Source organism: Saccharibacillus qingshengii, assembly GCF_013185195.1.
Classification (GTDB): Bacteria; Bacillota; Bacilli; order Paenibacillales; family Paenibacillaceae; genus Saccharibacillus; species Saccharibacillus qingshengii.
The window spans coordinates 20,791-38,670 of the sequence record NZ_JAAZWC010000031.1 but is presented as its reverse complement, the minus strand read 5'-3'; the positions used below and the strand labels follow the sequence as shown (position 1 = coordinate 38,670).

Genomic DNA, 17,880 nt, shown 5'->3' with positions numbered 1-17,880 from the left:
CTTTTGTCGCATGGGGATAACGTCTATAATAGAAAGATCAACCCATGACCGGAGGAATGCCGCACCATGATCAAACAAAACGGAAGCTGGTGGACGGACGACCGGATCCCCGGCCTGATCGCGCGCAAGCAGGTCGACGGATTCCTGTTCGGGCACGGATTCGAGATTCCGCCCGAGTTCTATCCGGATTTCGCGGAAGCCTGCGGCGGTACGCTGCCGAATATCGGCGAGAGCCGGCCGATCCGCCTGCTGCACGAGAACGGCGGCGAATACGCCACCTATGAAGCCCGTCTGGAGCACTGGCGTATCGCCGTGCCCAGCGGCAAATCTTCGCTTGAAGTCCGCTACGACTCCAACAAAGAATTGAAGCAGTTCCTGCTGTCCGTCTTCTCCTCCACGTATCTGGAAGTGGAGGAATGGGCGGCCCGGTTCGTCGGCCAGGCGGGCCGCCCGGACCCTTCGCGCGTGCAGGGCCGCGAATACGGTCCGGCCGGCGTCTATGCCGCGGCGGCCGAAGCGCGCCAGGGAGGCGCCGCTTCGGATGCGGCCTCAGGCAGCCGCCGTATTCCGCCGCGCAGCGAAGCGGCGGAAGCGGGCACCGTGCGCAGTCCGTTCGATACGCCGGACGCGTATCTGCCGCGTGAAGACCGCGCGGAATATCTGTATCTGTACCGGACGGACACGCCGTTTACGTATCGGCTGGAACTGCGTCCGCGGGGCGGTCAGGAGATGCGTCCGGCGCACTTCTTCGTCGCGGAGACCGGCGGCGAATATTTGATCGCTCCGCCGAGCGAAGGATTCGGTTCGGCGGCCGATCGGGAGGCTTCTGCCGCCGAGCCCGCTCCGCGTCATATTCCGGACGCCGAAGTGGGAGCCGCGATCGCGGAAGTGTCCGAATATATCCGGCAGCGCGGCTTCTCGTTCCCGGGCGGGCTGGTGCAGCATTATTACCTGTCGCTCAAAGCGCGCCCGTTCGTGATCCTTGCCGGCATCTCGGGCACGGGCAAGACGCAGCTGGCCCGGCTGTTCGCCGAAGCGCTGGGCGCCCTGCCGGAGAACGGCCGGTTTACGCTGATTCCCGTGCGCCCGGACTGGAACGATCCCGCCGACCTGATCGGCTACAAAGACCTGTCCGGCGCGTTCAAGCCCGGCCCGCTCACGCTTGCGCTCAAGGAAGCGTCGCGGCCGCAGAATGCGGACAAGCCGCATTTTATCGTGCTGGACGAGATGAATCTGGCGCGGGTCGAACATTATTTCAGCGATGTGCTGAGCTTGATGGAGACGCGGCGCCGAATTCTTTTGCCTGACCGGAACGGGGATTCCGCCGCGCATCCGGCCGGAGAGATCGTGACGCAGCCGCTGCTGCCCGAGTCGATGTTCGAACGGGAAGCCGACCGCGCCGCTTACGGCAATCTTTCTATTCCCGGCAATGTCTACGTGATCGGTACGGTGAATATGGATGAGACGACCTATCCGTTCAGCAAAAAGGTGCTCGACCGCGCCGGCACGATCGAGTTCAATCATATCGACCTGATGCAGCTGCCGCAGGTGCACGCCGAAGCCGAGGAGGAAGCGCAGCCGCTGCTGGCGGACCGGCACCTGCTCGGCGGCGATTATCTCCAACTGGTGGACGCGATGCAGGAATACGGCCAACTGATCGGACGCACGGCGCAAGAGCTGGCGCAGATCAACGGGATCCTGGAAGAGATCCAGGCGCATGTGGGGTTCCGCGTACGGGACTCGGTCTGTTTTTATCTGATCTACAATGAGCGTTTCGGTCTGATGACCCGCGCGGAGGCGTTCGACAACCAGCTGATGCAGAAGATTCTGCCCCGCATCCAGGGAAGCCGCCATTCCGTCAAAAGGGTACTGCTCGACCTGCTGAAGCATGCGCTCGGCGGCGAAGCGTCCAAAGCGTTCGACTGGCGCGAGCTGGAAGATTCGGCGGAAGACGTCTATACCGGACGCCGCAGCCGCGAAAGCCTCGCCGCCGCGCGTTATCCGCAGAGCGCGCGCAAGATCGCGTACATGCTGCGGCGGCTGGACGAAGACGGGTTTACGTCGTACTGGCTGAACTGAATGCGAAGCAGCAGCAGCAGCGGCGCAGGCGGGCGGTGCCGGGAATAGCCGCGGGGTCGGCGCCGAACAAAGAGACTGCGAGCGGGTTCGCTGCGTCTTGTGAGTCCGCCCGCTTTTGCCTATCCTTTGGAGAACAGGAAAAGAGAGCGGAGCTTCCGGCAGCCGATAAGGCACAGGAACGCGAGGTCCCGCTCTGGCGCGGCATCGGATTAGGCGGTATAATACAAAAACATCTTTTCCATTCTAAGCATACGAAACAGGTGAACCGATGCATTCGAATCGATCGAACGGACTTTTGACGAACTGGCTGGAACTTGCGAATATCGGAGCGGCGATCAACCGTCGGCTCGAAGAAGCGCTGAAGGAAGAACCGGGACTGTCGCTGAACGAATTCTACGTGCTGCATTTCCTGTCGTTGAACGACAAGAAAAAGCTTCGCCTGCAGCAGCTTCAGGAACATGTCGGATTGAGCCAGAGCGCCATGTCGCGCCTGGTCGTGCGGATGGAAGCGCCCAAATGCGGCGCGCTGCGCCGCAATATCTGCGAAGACGACCGGCGCGGCGTCTATACGGAAATGACGGAAATCGGTGCGGACAAGCTTGAACGGGGCCGCCGGATCGTCGAACGGGTGCTGCAGGAGTCGGTATCTTCGGGCGAACTGCCGACGGAGCTGCAAAGCTTCATGAGCCGAACAGCGGTCGAACCTGCGAAATAGAAAATCCCGATAGAGTCATACACGCAAGGCTGGAGCTGCGGCTTCGGCTTTTTTTTGGCGGCGGAATTGAGAGGGATTGTAGAGGATCGCAGAGGATCGCAGAGAGATCGCAGAGGCAGGGAAGATTGACAGAACAAAAAAGAATATGTTAAATTACATGCAGACGCATACATCTATAATGAAATCGAGGCGATTCCTGATGAAAAACCTGTTCAGTCCGTTTACGTTGAAAAACCTGGAATTGAAAAACCGCGTGGTTATGCCGCCGATGTGCCAATATTCCGTGGAGCAAAAAGACGGGATCGCGAACGATTGGCATGATCTGCATTATGTCAGCCGCGCGGTGGGTGGAACGGGTCTGATCATCGTCGAGATGACCGATGTGGAACCGGACGGCCGGATTACCGACAACGATCTCGGCCTGTGGTCGGACGAGCAGATCCCCGCTCTTCGGCGCATCGTCGATGCCGTGCATGCCCACGGCTCGAAGATCGGCATCCAGATCGCGCACGCCGGACGCAAAGCGGAAGACGCTCCCGTGCCGGTCGCGCCGTCCGCGATCGCGTTCGACGAAGGCTGGAAAACACCGCGCGCCTTGACGACGGATGAAGTCCGGGAGATGGTCGGCAAGTTCCGCGATGCGGTGGAGCGCGCGGTTCGGGCCGGCTTCGATACGATCGAGCTGCACGGCGCGCACGGCTATCTGATCCACCAGTTCCATTCGCCGCTGACGAACAAGCGCGATGACGAATACGGCCGGGATCGGACGCGTTTCGGCTGCGAGATCATTCGCGCCGCGCGCGAAGTCATGCCGGCGGAGATGCCGCTGATGATGCGAATCTCCGCGCAGGAATATGTGGACGGCGGTTACGGAATCGAAGACAGCCAAGTCTTCGCCAAAGCTTACCTGGAAGCAGGCGTCGATCTGTTCGACATCTCTTCGGGCGGAGAAGGTCCGATCGGCGCAAGCGGCAGACCGGGCACGCATGCCGGCTATCAGGTTCCGCTCGCACGGGCGATCCGCGAACACTTGAACGTTCCGGTCGCCGCCGTCGGCCGTCTCGACGATCCGATCCTGGCGAACGCCGTCATCGGCAACGAAGACGCGGATCTGGTCGCCGTCGGCCGCGGCCTGCTGCGCAATCCGTATTGGGCGCTGGAAGCGGAAGCGGCTCTGAAGCTGCCGTCTACCGCGCCAAAAGCGTACAGCCGCGGATTCTAAAGCGGCTGGTTCCAAGCGGGCTGCCGCGAGTGGGCGGACTGTCAGGATAGACCGGCAAAAAGGAGGTTCCCAAAAGGGAGCCTCCTCAGGCTGTCGAGAAAGTCCTATTCGTTGTAGAAGCTCGTCGGCTGCGGGAGAAATTCGTTAGTAGATGCTTACGATGTGCCTTTCTTCGAAAGCCTTTAGGTCGCGTGTTGAAATCGGGAAAAAGGATTGGATTTTAGCGGAATTTTCCCAATTTCAAAGGCGAACACTATCGTTCCTACACTGAATTTTTCCCTCCGCCTCCTCGCTTCACTTGGCAGCAGACCTTTCTCGACACGTTGAGGAGGTTCCCAAAAGGGAGCCTCCTTTTTCATGCTATCCACACATTCGGTGCAGCGGCAGTCTTGGGTCTAGGACCTTGTCAACACTAAAGGTAAGGTTACGCTCCCCTGAGATTTCGTACTTGAAGCGTGTACGAAGTCTCCGACGGAATTGTTAGTTCAGGGAAACGTAACCTGTGATTAAGAGTTGAAAGGGTACTAGTACCTTGACCGATAACGATGTTAGGTTACGCCCCTCGAAAACCCACTTGAACCGTGCGTGTTTCCGATGAACGCAAACCTCAGATTTGATTCGGTCAAGGTACTAGTCGTCCAGATTCACGGTGGAAATCCCCGGCATGCCGGACTTGGACGGGGTGAACCAGAGATCGCCGTCGTCGGTCGAAGCGCCTTTGTAATTCACGAACAGTTCGGAGAACGACGTATCGGCGAGATTCTCGCGTACATCTTCCGTAAAGATCCGGTTGTAATTGTTCAGGAACTGGGCTTTATTTTTGATCGTCATTTTCTTGTTCGACGCGTCGTCATCGTGGTTATAGACGGACAGCGGATAATGGATACGCGCGGCTACGCCGGCTTTGTCGCCTTTGGCGACGGCGCGCTTCAAGTTCGCGTAGAAGGCTTTGAAGTTGGCTGCGCTTTTGAAGCCGGCTACGTCGACGAGCTTTTTCTCCACGGTCGAGACCGCGGTCGAAGAAGACGCCGAGAACGAAGCGGCGGCTGCGGAAGCCGGAGCTGCCGAGACCGGCACGGCAATCGCTGCGGCCAGCAGGGTCGTTGTCGCCAGGGCGGTTGTTTTTCTCCATTTGTTATTCATGGGTTCTACCTCCGTTGGAAGACAGCTGCTTTTTTCGCAATCGGGTATCTGTCGAAAAATAAGCAGTTTTGTCAGATTGGCTGTACCCTATGCTCTTGGACGAAATGGTGCCTGCTGAATCACCTTATGTCACGAGTGCCACAAAGGGAACCGCCTGCCTCGACCCGGTGGAAACCGGGTTTTCGGAGGCGATTCAACCGAATCGGACGCCTCGGCTCGAATAGCTGCGAGAGGGCACTTAATCGGCTGGAATCGGTCGACTTAAGCCGAATAGCTGCGAGAGAGCCGTTATTTATGGCATAAGAAGACGAATTAGCGGATAACGATTGAAATAAGTGCTGCGTCGCAGTTATTTTGTCGCGGCGCGGTAGAGATGCTCAAATAAAGGTCGTGGTGCAGTTATTTGGACGCCGCCTCACTCGCCTAACTTTCCGTACGTTTCGTCGTCTACCGGCTCCAGCCACTGCGTCTCGCCCGGCGTCAGCGCCAGATGAACGAACCAGCTGTCTTTGTTCGCGCCGTGCCAATGTTTGACATGGGGAGGAATATTGACGATATCGCCGGATTTGAGCGGCTGCGCCGGTTTGTTCTCTTCCTGATACCAGCCTTCGCCCCCGGTGACGATCAGCACCTGGCCGACTTTGTGCGTGTGCCAGTTGTTGCGCGAACCCGGTGCGAACGTGACGCTGCCGATCGCGGCGTTCAGCGGGGAGCTGTCGGTGAAGACCCTATTGAGGTACGTATCGCCGGTAAAATAATCGTTTTCGACTTTGCTGCCTAGCGGGAACAACCCGCCGCCGTTCAGTTCTTCGTAAGCCATGTTAAATCTCTCCTTTTCGAAAAATGTTGTATTTGCACGTAAATAGACTTTGTTGAGGACTTTGGCTATACTGGAAAACAGGTTTTTGGAATACGCCGCCTTATGCGGTTTCAGCGAAAGGATGAGCAGACATGGAAACGCTGCAGATCACGACAAACGAACAGTTGGAACAGGCTTTTGCGATCCGCAGGGAAGTGTTCGTCGACGAGCAGGGAGTCCCTCTCGAAGACGAGTTCGACGAATACGATATCCAAGGCGGAGCGTGCAAGCATCTTCTTGTCCTTGACCAAGACCGGGCGGTAGGCACGGGCCGTATTCGCGCCGTCGACGGAGTAGGCAAGCTGGAGCGGATCTGCATCTTGGCGTCGCACCGCAAGTTCGGGATCGGCAGAGTCATTCTGGCCGGGCTGGAACAGCTTGCCGCCGATCAGGGACTCCCAAAGGTCAAGCTGCACGGGCAGACCCAGGCCAGAGGCTTCTACGAGAAGCTCGGCTACCGCGCCGCGTCGGACGAGTTTATGGAAGACGGCATCCCTCATCTGCTGATGGTCAAAGACTTGGCGGACCAGGCTTAAAATCCAGACTAGAAGCCGGACCTTAAGCCGAACCGGAATCTGTCAGGCCGTGCGGCGCGCTCTTTGTGTACCGGCCCCTCCCGAATATCTGTCTTCACGCACATCCGGCCGCTTCAGTTTTTTTACCCTGTTTCCAACCTCATGCGCTCTTATTATAGAACCCGATTCGCCCGGGAGTCACGGCCTGCGGCAGGATTGGGCACAGATTCGGCACGATCGGGCTAATAGGGATCCGAATAGCGTCCGAGTTCCGTTTCGCGCCGCGCTCGGGTAAGATAATGGGAAAACTATTCAGCCAACGCCGGAAAGGGGCACGCCCGATTGAAACTGTTCATTCACCGCAAAGACCTGCGCACCGAAGATCTGGTAGCTTTCGACTATTTGCGGGAGGCCGAAGCTCCGGTGATGCATCTGCTGGTTCTCGATCCTTTTCTGCTGCAAAAAGGCCGGGACCACGAGCACAGCGGCGTCAACTTCCTGCGTCATGTCGCGCGCCTGCGCAAACTGTACGGCGACGCGGGGCGCACGCTGCACGTCGTTCACGGCGATCCGTCCGAAGTGCTGGACTGGCTGCTGGATGAGCTGAAGGGCAGCGAAAGCGAGATCGACGAAGTGGTGGCGCACCGCGACTTCACGCCGTACGCGCGCGAGCGCGACCGCAAAATGAAGCAGGCGGCGGACAACCATGGCATTCCGTTCACGCTGCTCGTCGACTCGCTGATGATCGACACGGAGCGGTTCGCCGAGTTCACGGGCAAAGACGGCCATTACAAAATCTTCGCGGCGTTCCACAAAAAGTGGCTGGAGTATCTGTCCCACGCGCCGAACGAACCGTCTTCCGTCAAGCTTGACGATCTGGAAGAAGGGCAGGCGAAGCCGGACTGGCCGCAGAAGTTCGACGTGCCGCAGAGCCTATCCGAACACGAGCCGGCGGACGAATGGGAAGAGAAGCTGACTCCTTTTCTGGAAAACGAGATAGCCGAGTACGGCGACAAGCGCGACTATTACCCGGAACTGCCGGCAAGCGGCGTCAATCCGCACGTGAATGCCGGCGCCGTGTCGCTGCGCGAGCTGTACGCCCGGGCGATTCGCCGCCAAGGCAGCGACGAATGGGTGCGCCAGCTCGCGTTCCGCGACTTCTACTATTATCTGGCGATCTACGACAAAGACTATTTTGCCTATGAGAAAAAATACGACCTGTCCGCCCTGACCGACGAACATTTCGAACGCTGGGCCAAAGGGGACACCGGCATTCCGGTCATCGACGCGGCGATGCGGGGACTGAACGAAACCGGGCTCATGCCGAACCGGCTGCGGATTCTGTGCGCCATGTTCCTGACCAAGAACCTTCAGTGCCCGTTCACGCTCGGGGAGAACTATTTCCGCCGCAAGCTGCTGGACTACGACAACGTGCAGAACCGCGGCAACTGGCTGTGGTGCGCGTCGCTGGGCGCCAATTCCGCTCCGTATTTCCGCGTCGTGAACCCGGTGACCCAATCCGAGAAATACGATCCGAACGGCGAACATATTCGCGAATGGCTGCCGGAGCTTGAAGACGAAGACGTCAAAACGGTGCATAAACCGAGAAAAGACGCTATCGTCGATCTCAAGGTTTCCCGCGCGGCGGCGATTGAAACGTACAAAGCAATCGTGAACGGAGGCTGAATACCATGCGGGTCATCGATATGCACTGCGACGTATTGGCCAAGATCGAAGCATCGCGCGGCAGGTTGTCGTATGCGGACGCGCCCGAGCTTGCGGCGAACCGGCAGCGGCTGAAAGAAGGCGATATTGCCGTTCAGGGGTTTGCCATATTCGTCGATCCGGCGCTGCCGGGTTCGATGCGGTTTCAGTCGTGCCTGGACCAGATCCATTACTTTTACGACGAGATTCTAGGCAAGCACGACGACATGACGCTGATTACGGACTGGTCGCAGATCGCGCAGCTGCAAGATGGGCAGACCGGGGCGCTGCTGACGCTCGAAGGCGTGGATCCGATCGAGAACGATCTCAAACGGCTGCATCTGCTGTACCGGCTGGGCGTGCGCTCGGTCGGGCTGACGTGGAATTACGCCAATCAGGCGGCCGACGGGGTGCTGGAACCGCGGGGAGGCGGGCTCACGACGCTCGGCCGGGACATCGTGGCGCTGAACAACCGCTACCGCATGCTGACCGACGTGAGCCATTTGAGTGAACGGGGATTCTGGGAAGTGCTGGAGCTGGCCGCCTATCCGATCGCGAGCCATTCCAACGCCCAAGCGCTGTGCGACCACCCGAGGAATCTGACCGACGCGCAGGCGCGCGCGATGTTCGAACGCGGTGCACCGGTGCATGTCGTCTATTATCCGGAGTTTGTGCGGTTGAAGGAACATCCGGACAAGGCACTTCCGCTATTGCCAAGCCGGGTTCGGTCACGATCGCGGACCTGATCTGCCATATCGACCATCTGTGCGCGCTGGGCGGCGAACGGCATATCGGCTTCGGTTCGGACTTCGACGGCATCGACGCGACGCCCGCAGGGCTGGAGCACGCGGGACAGACCCAGAATCTCATTAACGAACTGCTGAAGCATTACAGCGAAGAACAGGTGCGGGGTTTTGCCTATGGCAATTTCACGCGGTACGTATCGGAGATCGGAAAGGACTGAACAAGGATGACTTCTTATCCGCCGGCTTCTCTAGATTCGGGCATCGAGCTGCTGCGGATCGAGAGCCCTCTGTTTGAATTGTATATGGCGGGAGAGCCTCTGCACGAGACGGCCGAGCGTCTGGCTCTGCATCGGGACGCGGACACCGGTGAGCGGATTCCGGCGCAGTTCGATGTGCAGCGGCGCTCGCCGCGCCTGACCGGACTCCGGGTCCGTCTGTTCTCGCCGCAGAACGGCGCGCTCGAACCCTGGGAAAAGGGAATGCCCGCTTACCCTTGTTTCTATGAGACCAAGTCGTACGAGCTGACGCTGATCAAGGCCGATCCGGCGCTCGATCTGACTTTTCATCATGAGAATCTCAATCTGCGCCGGCGGATCAAGCCGAGAGGACGCAGCGTGCTGTCCGGGACGCTCGATTTCGGCAGCGAGATCGGCCAGAGCGAACTGGAGATCCGCTTGAACGGCAGGGCCGTGCTGACGATCACGCTCGAGATCTTCCCGGCCAAGCTGGATTATCGGCGCGATTATGTCCGCCTGATGGAAGAAGTGGGCGAAGAAGCGTACGATCTGTCGTTCGATTTCCTGCGGCGGACTTATCGGCCGACCGAAGAGACGCAGACGCCGCGGCAGAGTCTGACGGAATTCCATACGATTCTGCGGCGGGTCTTCGATCGCCTGGAGAGCGCCATGGCGCGTATCGCGCTGCATCCGCATCATCGTCTGGAGAGCGAACATCGTCTGCTCGAGAGCGGGAGGGTGCGCCGGACGGACCGTTCGAGCCTGGAAGACCTGAGGCGCCATCCGCAGCGTCTGCGGGCGGACGAAGACGGATGGCTTGAAGTCGATGCCGGTGCGGCGGGAGCACGCGGACCCGGCGGCTCCGGAAGAAACGGCTCGCAGCAGAACGCCGTGCGCTATGTGCCGACCCATCTGCGGGAAGCCCGGCGCACCCTCTCGACCGATACGGACGAGAACCGGTTTCTGCGCTGGATGCTGGAGCGGACGGCGCGCCGAATCGAGACGCTGCGCGGCGAACTGAAGTCGGGCCGATTCGGGCGCGACCCGCTGCCCGAACGCGAACTGGAGCGGATGGGCAGGCGGATCGGCACGATGCTGAATATGGATTTCCTGCGAGAAACCGGGCCGATGCGCCGGATGAACGTCAGTCTGGTTCTGCAGATGGCGCCCGGCTACCGGGAGATGTATAAGGTCCATCTGCTGCTGCTTCAAGGGCTGTCGCTCCGCGAAGGCCTGCTGCGTTTGTCGCTCAAGGATATGGCGCAGCTGTACGAATACTGGTGTTTCCTGAAGCTGCATCGTCTGCTTGCGCAGCGCTGCCGGGTCATCCGGGGAGTGGGTCCGGCCGTCGACCGGAGCGGGCTGTTTCCTTCGCTGATTCGGGGCAGCCGCTCGCGGATCGAATACGAACATCGGGCGAGCGGAGCCCGGCTCTCCCTGCTGTACAATCCGTCGATGCTGGGCCGCAGCCGCCCGACGACGGAGCAGAAGCCGGATCTGCTGCTGACACTGCGCCGCGTAGGCGGCGCGGCGGAGAACGTATTCGTACTCGATGCCAAATACCGGCTTGATCCGGCCGTGCCCGGCGGGAGTTACGATTCCTTGTACGCAGCCCCGGGGCCGCTGGAAGAAGACATCAATGTCATGCACCGTTACCGGGATGCCATCGTCCGGCGCAGCGAGAGCAGCGGCGAATACGAACGGAGCGTAACGTCCGCCTGCGTCCTGTTTCCGTACGCCGACGAAAAGGAATTCGCCGGCCATCATTTTTACCGCAGTCTAGCCAAGGTTGGCGTCGGCGCGCTGCCGTTTCTGCCCGGTTCGACGCAGCTTGCGGAGCGGTGGCTGGATGAACGGCTCGAAGCGGCCGGTTTGCCGGATGAGCGGTAAGAGGCGTTGGGGATGGATCGAAATTATGGAGACGGCCAAAAGTTGTATCGCTCTATTTCAAAAAGCCCACGGGTTTCGCGGTGTTCGCGAAATCCGTGGGCTTTAAGTTGGAGAGAACTTTCGAAAAAACTTATTAGAGGCGTTCGAAGGCGTTCGAAGGCATTGGCGGATGCCGAACCTTACTTCGCCAATGCCGCAATTTCCGCTGCGCTCAGCGCTTTATCGTAAAAGCGCACTTCGTCGAGACTGCCGTTGAAAAAGGCATCCGAAGCGAAGCGGCTTTTGCCCAGCCAGGCTTCGCTGCTCTGCAGATCGTGCGGATTATAGGTCATTTCGGCATTGGTGCCGGCGGCTTGGCCGTCCAGGTACAGCGTGCCGGTATTTCCGGCGAGGCTTACCGCGACATGCACCCATTTGCCGGTCGGCAGCGGGGACGCGCTGACGATGCTCTGGTCTTTGCCTTCGCGGTGAATCGTGAACTGCACGCCTTTGCCCTGGGACGGGGTCAGGAACAGGAAATCCTCCATGCCGCTGCCCGCGTCGAGAATTCGCTGCCAGTCCGAACCGCCGTTCCATTTAACCCAGCCCGCGAAAGTGAAGTCCTGGGCATCCGTGACCGCGCCCGGAAGATCGACGTAGCCGTCTTTGCCGTTCAGCGCCGCGGCTTTGCCGCTTTTGCCGCCTTTGGCATAGGAAGCCCCGTTCTCGAGCGTGCCGTTATAGCCGTTGGGCGATGTATCGCTCAGACGGTTTTTCGAAGCGTCTTCGAAGCCGTACGAAGCGATCAGCGGTCCTTTGGCTTTGGCCGGAATAGTGAGCTTGAACGATTTGGTTTTCTTGGCTTCGCCGTTTGTGATCGTGGCGGTCAGCGTCACCTTGGCATCCCGGTTTCCGGCTGCCGGGCGCGTAACGGCGCCGGTGTTCGAGACGATAGACGGATGGGAGGAGGTCCAGGCGATTCTCGTCCCCTGCGTACCGGAAGTCGGCAGCGTAAGGTCGTAGTAGGTATCGCCGGACGCGGTCAGCGCAAGCGCTTTGTTAACGGCAGATACCGCGTCTTTGGCTTTGGAGACGCCGGTCCTGCTGGCCCAGACGCCGACGCCTTCCGCAGACAGGGCGCTCAGCGTAAGCGTTTGTTCACCGGTGACCGGATGGGTCTCGCGCAAAAAGACGCCTTTGTACGTCCGTCCGCCCGCGGTGAGTGTGACGCCGCGTTCGCCTTCAAGCTTCCAGGTGCCGGATACCGCGCCGCTAAGCGTGCCGTCCGCTTTGAGCGTCACCGCAGCATCGGAGACGATATCGGCGCTGATTTCTTTGGTCTGCGCGATCCAGCGGTAGTCGCCCGGAATCTCCGAGGCTTTGACCGGCGCCGATACGGCTTCGCCCGCATAGCGGTAAGGCGCCACGACCGGCCAGCCGTCCGCGTTCATGACCATCTCGTGGACTCGGATCTCGTGCTGCTCGCCGCGTCCCGGGAAGCGGGAGTGGAAGATCAGGAACTGTCTGCCGGTCTTCTCGTCGTAGTAGGCGGAGTTGTGTCCCGGCGACACGGCGCCTACGCCCAGTCCCGTACCGGGATCGCCGAGCTGGCGTTCGAACAAATAATTGCCGAGGATTTTGACGCCGTAAGGTTCGATAGAATCGTCGTCGAACAGAGGCTTGGACGGATCGGCTTTTACCTGCGCCATATCGTTGCCCTGCGCATCGACGAACGGGCCGTCCGGCGTTTTCGAACGGACCACGCGTACGTTGTAGCCGCCGACCGCGTCAAGCCCGCCGAACGAGAGATACATGTAATAGTAATCGGTCTGCGGATTGTACAGCATATACGGACCTTCGATCCGGCTGTGGTTGCCTCCGATCAGCTTCTTGCCGTACCCTTGGCCGGGCAGCTGTTTGCCGGTCTTCGGATCCATTTCGAGAATGAAGATGCCGCCGGAATACGAACCGTAGACCATCCACAGCTTGCCGTTTTTATCGAAAAAGACGTCCGGATCGACCGCGTTCGGATGTTTCGTCGCATCGTAGATCGTGCCGTCTTCGCTTTTCTGGTCCCACATGCCCGATTTCAAAATAATGCCCGTATCCTTGTAAGGGCCTTCGACTTTGTCCGAGACGGCGATCCCAAGCGCGGAGCGCGGAGAGTCGCCTTTGCAGGCGTTGTAATACATGTAGAATTTGCCGTCCGCAAGCTGAATGACGTCGGCTGCCCACAGCGTATCGGTCTGCGCCCATTCCAAAGCTTCCTTAAGCTCGGTCTTCACATGGGGAATGATCGGATTGGAATCGGTCACGCCCGAAGCGATCAGATCCCAATTCATGAGGTCTTTCGACTTGGCGGCTGCGAGGTGCGAGCCGAATACGTAGAACGTGTCGCCGACTTTGATGACGGACGGATCATGCACGGACGCTTCGCGGAAAGCGGGCGCTTTGGCATTGAATGTCGGGAACACCGCCGATTTTTGCACAGCGGAGACGGAAGAAGCGGACGCTGCGGAAGACGACGGCAGAACATCGGCGGACAAGGGGAGCAGCAGGGCGGCGGTTAAGGCGGTTACGCCGGTTTTGATCCAGATTTTACGGTTCATTGAATTCTCCTTTGAATGTTTTGTTAATTATTTTGTTTATTTAGATAACCATTATTCGAACTAGATTCATCATAAAGGAAACTTTGTTACCGCTTACAGAGAATAATAAACGCAAAAAGCCCCGATGTTCAAGTCTTTATTTTTTTTTTGCTGTATATTTTTTATGAAGGTAATGATTATGTTTATTTAAGTCAAGCTTAAGCAAGCTCGGCTCCTGTATAGAAACCTTCCAGGTTTTGTTCATGTACAAACAGACGGAAAAAGCCCCGACCCCCGGAATTCCGGCTGTCGGAGCTTTCTTGTAAAACTTAGCGATTCCGCCGGGTTAGCCCGGAAGCCGTACGCGGCGGTCAGCCGACGGCGGGGAACGGGTTGTGCTTCAAACACACGAGTGTCACATAGCCGTCTTGTACCGATACAACGGCGCGGGTCGTACGAACCCCGTATAAGATGTACGAACAGCCGTTATCGCGCCGGCCTTCGTACTTGTCGATCCGCCTTGGGGCGCGGAGGAACTCACCCAGCATCTCATCGTCGAAATGAGCGCGTTCCATGTCCCGTTCCGCACGTTCGGTCAGCAGCAGCCGGTTTTGTTCCAGCGCCTCCTTCAAATGTGCCGCAATCACTTCCGAGTCCACTCCACCAGATTTGATCATTAGTAAGCCTCCTTTTGCTTTTCTGCGTTTTCGCTGTTTCGCTGTTGTGCTTTAATGAACGAATGAATCTGCTTAGACTCTATTTTGCACAAAAAGGTTTGTTTCGTAAAGAAGTTTAATAAACCAGTAGTCAAAAATCGACAATATTCTTCCGAATTACCAAGCAGATACGTCTAGGATATTCCTGTCCGGTTCGCAGAAACAAGGATAAAAATCATTAAATAACATTCAAACCAGCGGATCGGGAACGGTCGTTTGCTTGGTTGACGCTGGAGGCTTTTTTGTTTAAGCTGAAAACCGTCGTGCCGGTAAGGGTACGCTTTCGCCCGGAAGATGGGAACATTCTGCAATATTAACAATATTTTCACTTCTTCGGCGGATCGTTGTGCTATTCTCGTGTGCAAGGAGGTGTTCAAGCTGAACGGCATCGTGTTTTTGTCAGCCTCGACTTTTATCATCTTGATGAGCGTTTCATACTTGATCTACAAGAAATATCCTTATCGGCAGGAACTGACTTATATTCCGTCCGGAGCAGCGCTGCTGGCAAGCTTTATGTTGATTTTTATGAGCTTCGATTTGTCCCATTTCGACGGGATGACCTTGAGCGGAATGAGCGTGGCGGTAGGACTGGCAAGCTTGGCCGCATTTATGTGTTCGCCTTTGATCGATTACTTTATGCGCTACAGACAGCATTGACAAGAAGAGCCGGCGGGGATACAGTAGACACGTAACCAGACCCGCGTCTTCGGACGTCAATCGAATAATGCAATCCACTGGGGGAGCCGCGGCGCGGCTGAGACAAGAACAATTCTTGGACCCTTTGAACCTGATCCGGCTCGTACCGGCGTAGGGAAGTGGAGACGGTCCCTTTCCTTGCGAATTTATTGTATTTGGCGTATAAACGGGAGCCGCTCCATTTCGGAGCGGCTTTTTTGCGTTCTTTTCAAAGCCTCCGGAGGCTTATTCGGGCGGGATCATCTATCGGAGGTGCATCATCCATGTCTTTTACCGAACAGCTTCGACGCGGGGCGGACCCGATTTACGAAGCGATCTTCGCTCATCCGTTCGTTCGCGGTATTGCGGACGGCAGTCTGAGCAAGCAGCAGCTGATCCATTATGTCAAACAGGACTTCGAGTATCTCAATGCCTACATGCGGATCTACGGGATCGCGATTTCCCGATGCGAGAAGCGCGAACATATCGAGCTGTTCAACGAACAGATTTCTTTTATCCTCAACAGCGAGATCCATCCCCACCAAAATTTCTGCGATCGTGCCGGAGTGACTTACGAAGAACTGCAGGGATATCCGCTCGCTCCGTCGGCGCATCATTACACCCGGCATATGCTGAATGCGGCCTATGAAGGCACGTTGGAAGATATTCTGGCCGCGCTGCTGCCCTGTCCCTGGACGTATACGGAGATTGGACGGCGTCTGCTGGACGAAGTGAATCCGTCGCCGGACCATCCGTTCTACGACTGGATGCATTTCTACGGGGGCGAGGAAGCGGGCGTGACGGAGAAGATGCGGACCCTGCTCGACGAATGGGCGGAGCCGCTGAGCGAAGCGCGCAAGCGTAAACTGAAAGAACAATTCGACGCGAGCTGCCGGTTGGAATATATGTTCTGGGAGATGGCTTACCGGTTGGAAGAATGGCCCGTTTAGCGTCGGCGGTCTGAATCTGAAGCCAATGAACGAAGCAAACAAGGAGGGTGAATCCCGTGGAGAAAGAAATAGGCGGATTATTGGATAAACTGCGCCGGGAGCGGCCGCTGGTCCATAACATCACGAATATGGTAGTCACGAACTTTACGGCCAACGGTCTGCTGGCGTTGGGAGCGTCCCCGGTCATGGCGTATGCGCGCGAAGAGGTCGCGGATATGGCCAAAGTGTCGGGGGCGCTGGTACTCAATATCGGGACGCTGACGGCCGAAGTGGTCGAGTCGTGTATTCTTGCGGGGCAGGCCGCCAACGAAGTCGGCGTACCGGTGGTGCTCGATCCGGTGGGAGCGGGCGCCACGCCGTACCGGACCGATTCCGCGCTGCGGATTCTGCGCGAAGTCCGGGTGGCTGTCGTGCGGGGCAATGCGGCTGAAATTGCCCATCTGATCGGAGAAGTGCGGCAGATCAAAGGGGTGGATGCCGGGGAAGGCACGGAAGCGGCCGCGGTCGAACTGGCGGTGCGGGCAGCCGCGAAGCTGGGGACGATCGTGGTCGTTACGGGGCGCGAGGATGTGATTACGGATGGAACATCCGGCTATATCATCTCGGGCGGCGACGAGCTGCTCGCGAGCGTCACCGGTGCAGGCTGTCTGCTGACGTCGGTCATCGGAGCATTTGCGGCCGTAGAGCGGGATTGTCTGCGGGCCGGAGCGGCTGCGCTTGCGCTGTACGGCTCGGCTGCACAAACGGCGGCCGCAGCCGCCGGCGGACGCGGACCGGGCAGCTTCCAGATTGCGTTTCTCGATGCGCTGGCCGGATTGAACAGCCTGTCCGCGTCTTCCGGTGCCGTGAAGAAGCTGCATATTTCGCCGGTGATCGGCGGAGGCGCAAGATGACCGCTCCCCGGGCGCTGACGATCGCGGGATCCGACAGCGGGGGCGGAGCGGGCATACAGGCCGATCTCAAAACGTTTCAGGAGCTTGGCGTGTTCGGCATGTCGGCGATCACGGCGATCACCGTGCAGAATACGCTTGGCGTTCACGGCGTCTATCCGATGACGCCGGAAGCCGTAGCCGAGCAGATCGACGCGGTCGGTTCGGATCTCGGCGTCGATGCGCTGAAGACCGGCATGCTGCTGAATGCGGAGATTATCCGCTCGGCGGCAGGGCGAATCTCGGCATTCGGCTGGAAGCGGGTCGTCGTGGACCCCGTGATGATTGCAAAAGGCGGGGCGGAACTGCTGCGCAGCGATGCGGTCCAAGCGATCCAAGACCATCTGCTGCCTCTGGCCCTGATCGTGACGCCGAATATTCCGGAAGCGGAAACGCTGTCGGGTATCCGGATTCGGACGATGGACGACCGGCGCGAAGCGGCGCGGCGAATCGCCGGCTGCGGCGCGGGGATTGTGGTGATCAAAGGCGGACATGCCGAAGGCCAGGAGGAGGACAGCGGGATTGTGGTTGATCTGGTCTATGACGGACGGGATTTCGAGTCCTTGAGCGGGAGACGGATTCCGACCCGGCATACGCACGGTACCGGCTGCACATTCTCGGCCGCTATCGCGGCGCGCCTGGCCGCCGGAGCGGAGCCGAGAGAAGCGGTGCGCACGGCGCGCGAATTTATCCAGGCCGCGATCGAAGACGCGCCGGCCCTGGGCCTGGGCGGCGGACACGGCCCTACCGATCATGGAGCGTACCGGAGAAGGCGGGAAGCGCAGGTGAAGCGGTAGACGCCAAAAGAGGCGGACGATTTTGTCCGCCTCTTTTGGCATGCCGAAAATACCCGCGGCGGGATAGGCAGCCCAAGTGCCATCCGGGGGCGGGTGTGAATAAGGTATTCGGGTAGGAAAGGCCCGGAGTCGAAGCG

The 17,880-nt window shown here is 58.7% G+C and carries 16 protein-coding genes and 1 riboswitch; of the genes, 12 read left to right on the top strand and 4 right to left on the bottom strand.

Annotated features, from left to right (window positions below):
* The first annotated feature begins 66 nt into the window (after window positions 1–66).
* From HRQ60_RS20175 to HRQ60_RS20165, 3 genes are all read left to right on the top strand, one after another.
* Window positions 67–2,079: an McrB family protein gene (locus HRQ60_RS20175; RefSeq protein ID WP_172199425.1), complete on the top strand. Its 2,013-nt coding sequence runs from the start codon at window positions 67–69 to the stop codon at window positions 2,077–2,079.
* Window positions 2,080–2,347: 268 nt separating this feature from the next.
* Window positions 2,348–2,794 (top strand): MarR family winged helix-turn-helix transcriptional regulator, encoded by a 447-nt coding sequence (locus HRQ60_RS20170; protein ID WP_172199422.1) that lies wholly within the window; start codon window positions 2,348–2,350, stop codon window positions 2,792–2,794.
* Window positions 2,795–2,993: 199 nt separating this feature from the next.
* Entirely contained in the window at window positions 2,994–4,016 is a 1,023-nt protein-coding gene (locus tag HRQ60_RS20165) for an NADH:flavin oxidoreductase/NADH oxidase (RefSeq protein WP_172199419.1), read from the top strand.
* Window positions 4,017–4,646: 630 nt separating this feature from the next.
* Here the strand turns inward: HRQ60_RS20165 and HRQ60_RS20160 are convergent.
* Both HRQ60_RS20160 and HRQ60_RS20155 read right to left on the bottom strand, forming a co-directional pair.
* The gene (locus tag HRQ60_RS20160; RefSeq protein ID WP_172199416.1) at window positions 4,647–5,159 is read right to left on the bottom strand and encodes a hypothetical protein; all 513 of its coding nucleotides are present in this window, start codon (window positions 5,157–5,159) and stop codon (window positions 4,647–4,649) included.
* Window positions 5,160–5,574: 415 nt separating this feature from the next.
* Window positions 5,575–5,979, bottom strand: a complete 405-nt coding sequence (locus HRQ60_RS20155; RefSeq protein WP_172199413.1) for a cupin domain-containing protein — start codon at window positions 5,977–5,979, stop codon at window positions 5,575–5,577.
* 131 nt (window positions 5,980–6,110) lie between these two features.
* Here HRQ60_RS20155 and HRQ60_RS20150 point away from each other — a divergent pair, with 131 nt between their 5' ends.
* From HRQ60_RS20150 to HRQ60_RS20135, 5 genes are all read left to right on the top strand, one after another.
* A complete protein-coding gene (locus HRQ60_RS20150) occupies window positions 6,111–6,554 on the top strand; it encodes a GNAT family N-acetyltransferase (protein WP_172199411.1) in 444 nt (147 codons plus the stop codon).
* 321 nt (window positions 6,555–6,875) lie between these two features.
* Complete coding sequence (locus HRQ60_RS20145) at window positions 6,876–8,219, top strand: cryptochrome/photolyase family protein (protein ID WP_172199408.1); 1,344 nt, start codon at window positions 6,876–6,878, stop codon at window positions 8,217–8,219.
* Between the two features lie 5 nt (window positions 8,220–8,224).
* On the top strand, window positions 8,225–8,983 hold the full coding sequence (locus HRQ60_RS20140; RefSeq protein WP_343044758.1) for a dipeptidase: 759 nt from the start codon (window positions 8,225–8,227) through the stop codon (window positions 8,981–8,983).
* The gene (locus HRQ60_RS24045; protein ID WP_343044762.1) at window positions 8,947–9,201 is read left to right on the top strand and encodes a membrane dipeptidase; all 255 of its coding nucleotides are present in this window, start codon (window positions 8,947–8,949) and stop codon (window positions 9,199–9,201) included. The genes HRQ60_RS20140 and HRQ60_RS24045 overlap by 37 nt, the downstream gene beginning before the upstream one ends.
* A gap of 6 nt (window positions 9,202–9,207) precedes the next feature.
* Window positions 9,208–11,109 carry a DUF2357 domain-containing protein gene (locus HRQ60_RS20135; RefSeq protein WP_172199405.1) on the top strand — a complete coding sequence of 634 codons (1,902 nt, stop codon included), beginning with the start codon at window positions 9,208–9,210 and terminating at the stop codon, window positions 11,107–11,109.
* 179 nt (window positions 11,110–11,288) lie between these two features.
* Here HRQ60_RS20135 and abnB read toward each other — a convergent pair whose 3' ends face one another.
* Window positions 11,289–13,697 carry an arabinan endo-1,5-alpha-L-arabinosidase AbnB gene (gene abnB, locus HRQ60_RS20130; protein WP_172199402.1) on the bottom strand — a complete coding sequence of 803 codons (2,409 nt, stop codon included), beginning with the start codon at window positions 13,695–13,697 and terminating at the stop codon, window positions 11,289–11,291.
* A 350-nt stretch (window positions 13,698–14,047) separates the two neighbouring features.
* Window positions 14,048–14,353: a hypothetical protein gene (locus tag HRQ60_RS20125; protein WP_172199399.1), complete on the bottom strand. Its 306-nt coding sequence runs from the start codon at window positions 14,351–14,353 to the stop codon at window positions 14,048–14,050.
* 333 nt (window positions 14,354–14,686) lie between these two features.
* Between HRQ60_RS20125 and HRQ60_RS23935 the strand changes: the two genes are divergently transcribed.
* From HRQ60_RS23935 to thiD, 4 genes are all read left to right on the top strand, one after another.
* The gene (locus HRQ60_RS23935) at window positions 14,687–15,049 is read left to right on the top strand and encodes a YesK family protein (protein ID WP_281358147.1); all 363 of its coding nucleotides are present in this window, start codon (window positions 14,687–14,689) and stop codon (window positions 15,047–15,049) included.
* A gap of 69 nt (window positions 15,050–15,118) precedes the next feature.
* Window positions 15,119–15,223, top strand: a riboswitch (TPP riboswitch).
* A gap of 128 nt (window positions 15,224–15,351) precedes the next feature.
* Window positions 15,352–16,017: a thiaminase II gene (gene tenA, locus HRQ60_RS20115; RefSeq protein WP_172199393.1), complete on the top strand. Its 666-nt coding sequence runs from the start codon at window positions 15,352–15,354 to the stop codon at window positions 16,015–16,017.
* A gap of 47 nt (window positions 16,018–16,064) precedes the next feature.
* Window positions 16,065–16,910, top strand: a complete 846-nt coding sequence (gene thiM / locus HRQ60_RS20110; protein WP_172199390.1) for a hydroxyethylthiazole kinase — start codon at window positions 16,065–16,067, stop codon at window positions 16,908–16,910.
* A complete protein-coding gene (gene thiD / locus HRQ60_RS20105) occupies window positions 16,907–17,743 on the top strand; it encodes a bifunctional hydroxymethylpyrimidine kinase/phosphomethylpyrimidine kinase (protein ID WP_172199387.1) in 837 nt (278 codons plus the stop codon). The genes thiM and thiD overlap by 4 nt, the downstream gene beginning before the upstream one ends.
* Window positions 17,744–17,880 lie beyond the last annotated feature (137 nt).

Coding starts and splice junctions, on each gene's coding strand:
- HRQ60_RS23935 (WP_281358147.1), top strand. CDS start 14,687: ATGGGAACATTCTGCAATATTAACAATATTTTCACTTCTTCGGCGGAT.
- HRQ60_RS20150 (WP_172199411.1), top strand. CDS start 6,111: ATGGAAACGCTGCAGATCACGACAAACGAACAGTTGGAACAGGCTTTT.
- tenA (WP_172199393.1), top strand. CDS start 15,352: ATGTCTTTTACCGAACAGCTTCGACGCGGGGCGGACCCGATTTACGAA.
- HRQ60_RS20135 (WP_172199405.1), top strand. CDS start 9,208: ATGACTTCTTATCCGCCGGCTTCTCTAGATTCGGGCATCGAGCTGCTG.
- HRQ60_RS20125 (WP_172199399.1), bottom strand. CDS start 14,353: ATGATCAAATCTGGTGGAGTGGACTCGGAAGTGATTGCGGCACATTTG.
- HRQ60_RS20175 (WP_172199425.1), top strand. CDS start 67: ATGATCAAACAAAACGGAAGCTGGTGGACGGACGACCGGATCCCCGGC.
- thiD (WP_172199387.1), top strand. CDS start 16,907: ATGACCGCTCCCCGGGCGCTGACGATCGCGGGATCCGACAGCGGGGGC.
- HRQ60_RS20140 (WP_343044758.1), top strand. CDS start 8,225: ATGCGGGTCATCGATATGCACTGCGACGTATTGGCCAAGATCGAAGCA.
- HRQ60_RS20170 (WP_172199422.1), top strand. CDS start 2,348: ATGCATTCGAATCGATCGAACGGACTTTTGACGAACTGGCTGGAACTT.
- HRQ60_RS20155 (WP_172199413.1), bottom strand. CDS start 5,979: ATGGCTTACGAAGAACTGAACGGCGGCGGGTTGTTCCCGCTAGGCAGC.
- HRQ60_RS20160 (WP_172199416.1), bottom strand. CDS start 5,159: ATGAATAACAAATGGAGAAAAACAACCGCCCTGGCGACAACGACCCTG.
- abnB (WP_172199402.1), bottom strand. CDS start 13,697: ATGAACCGTAAAATCTGGATCAAAACCGGCGTAACCGCCTTAACCGCC.
- HRQ60_RS20165 (WP_172199419.1), top strand. CDS start 2,994: ATGAAAAACCTGTTCAGTCCGTTTACGTTGAAAAACCTGGAATTGAAA.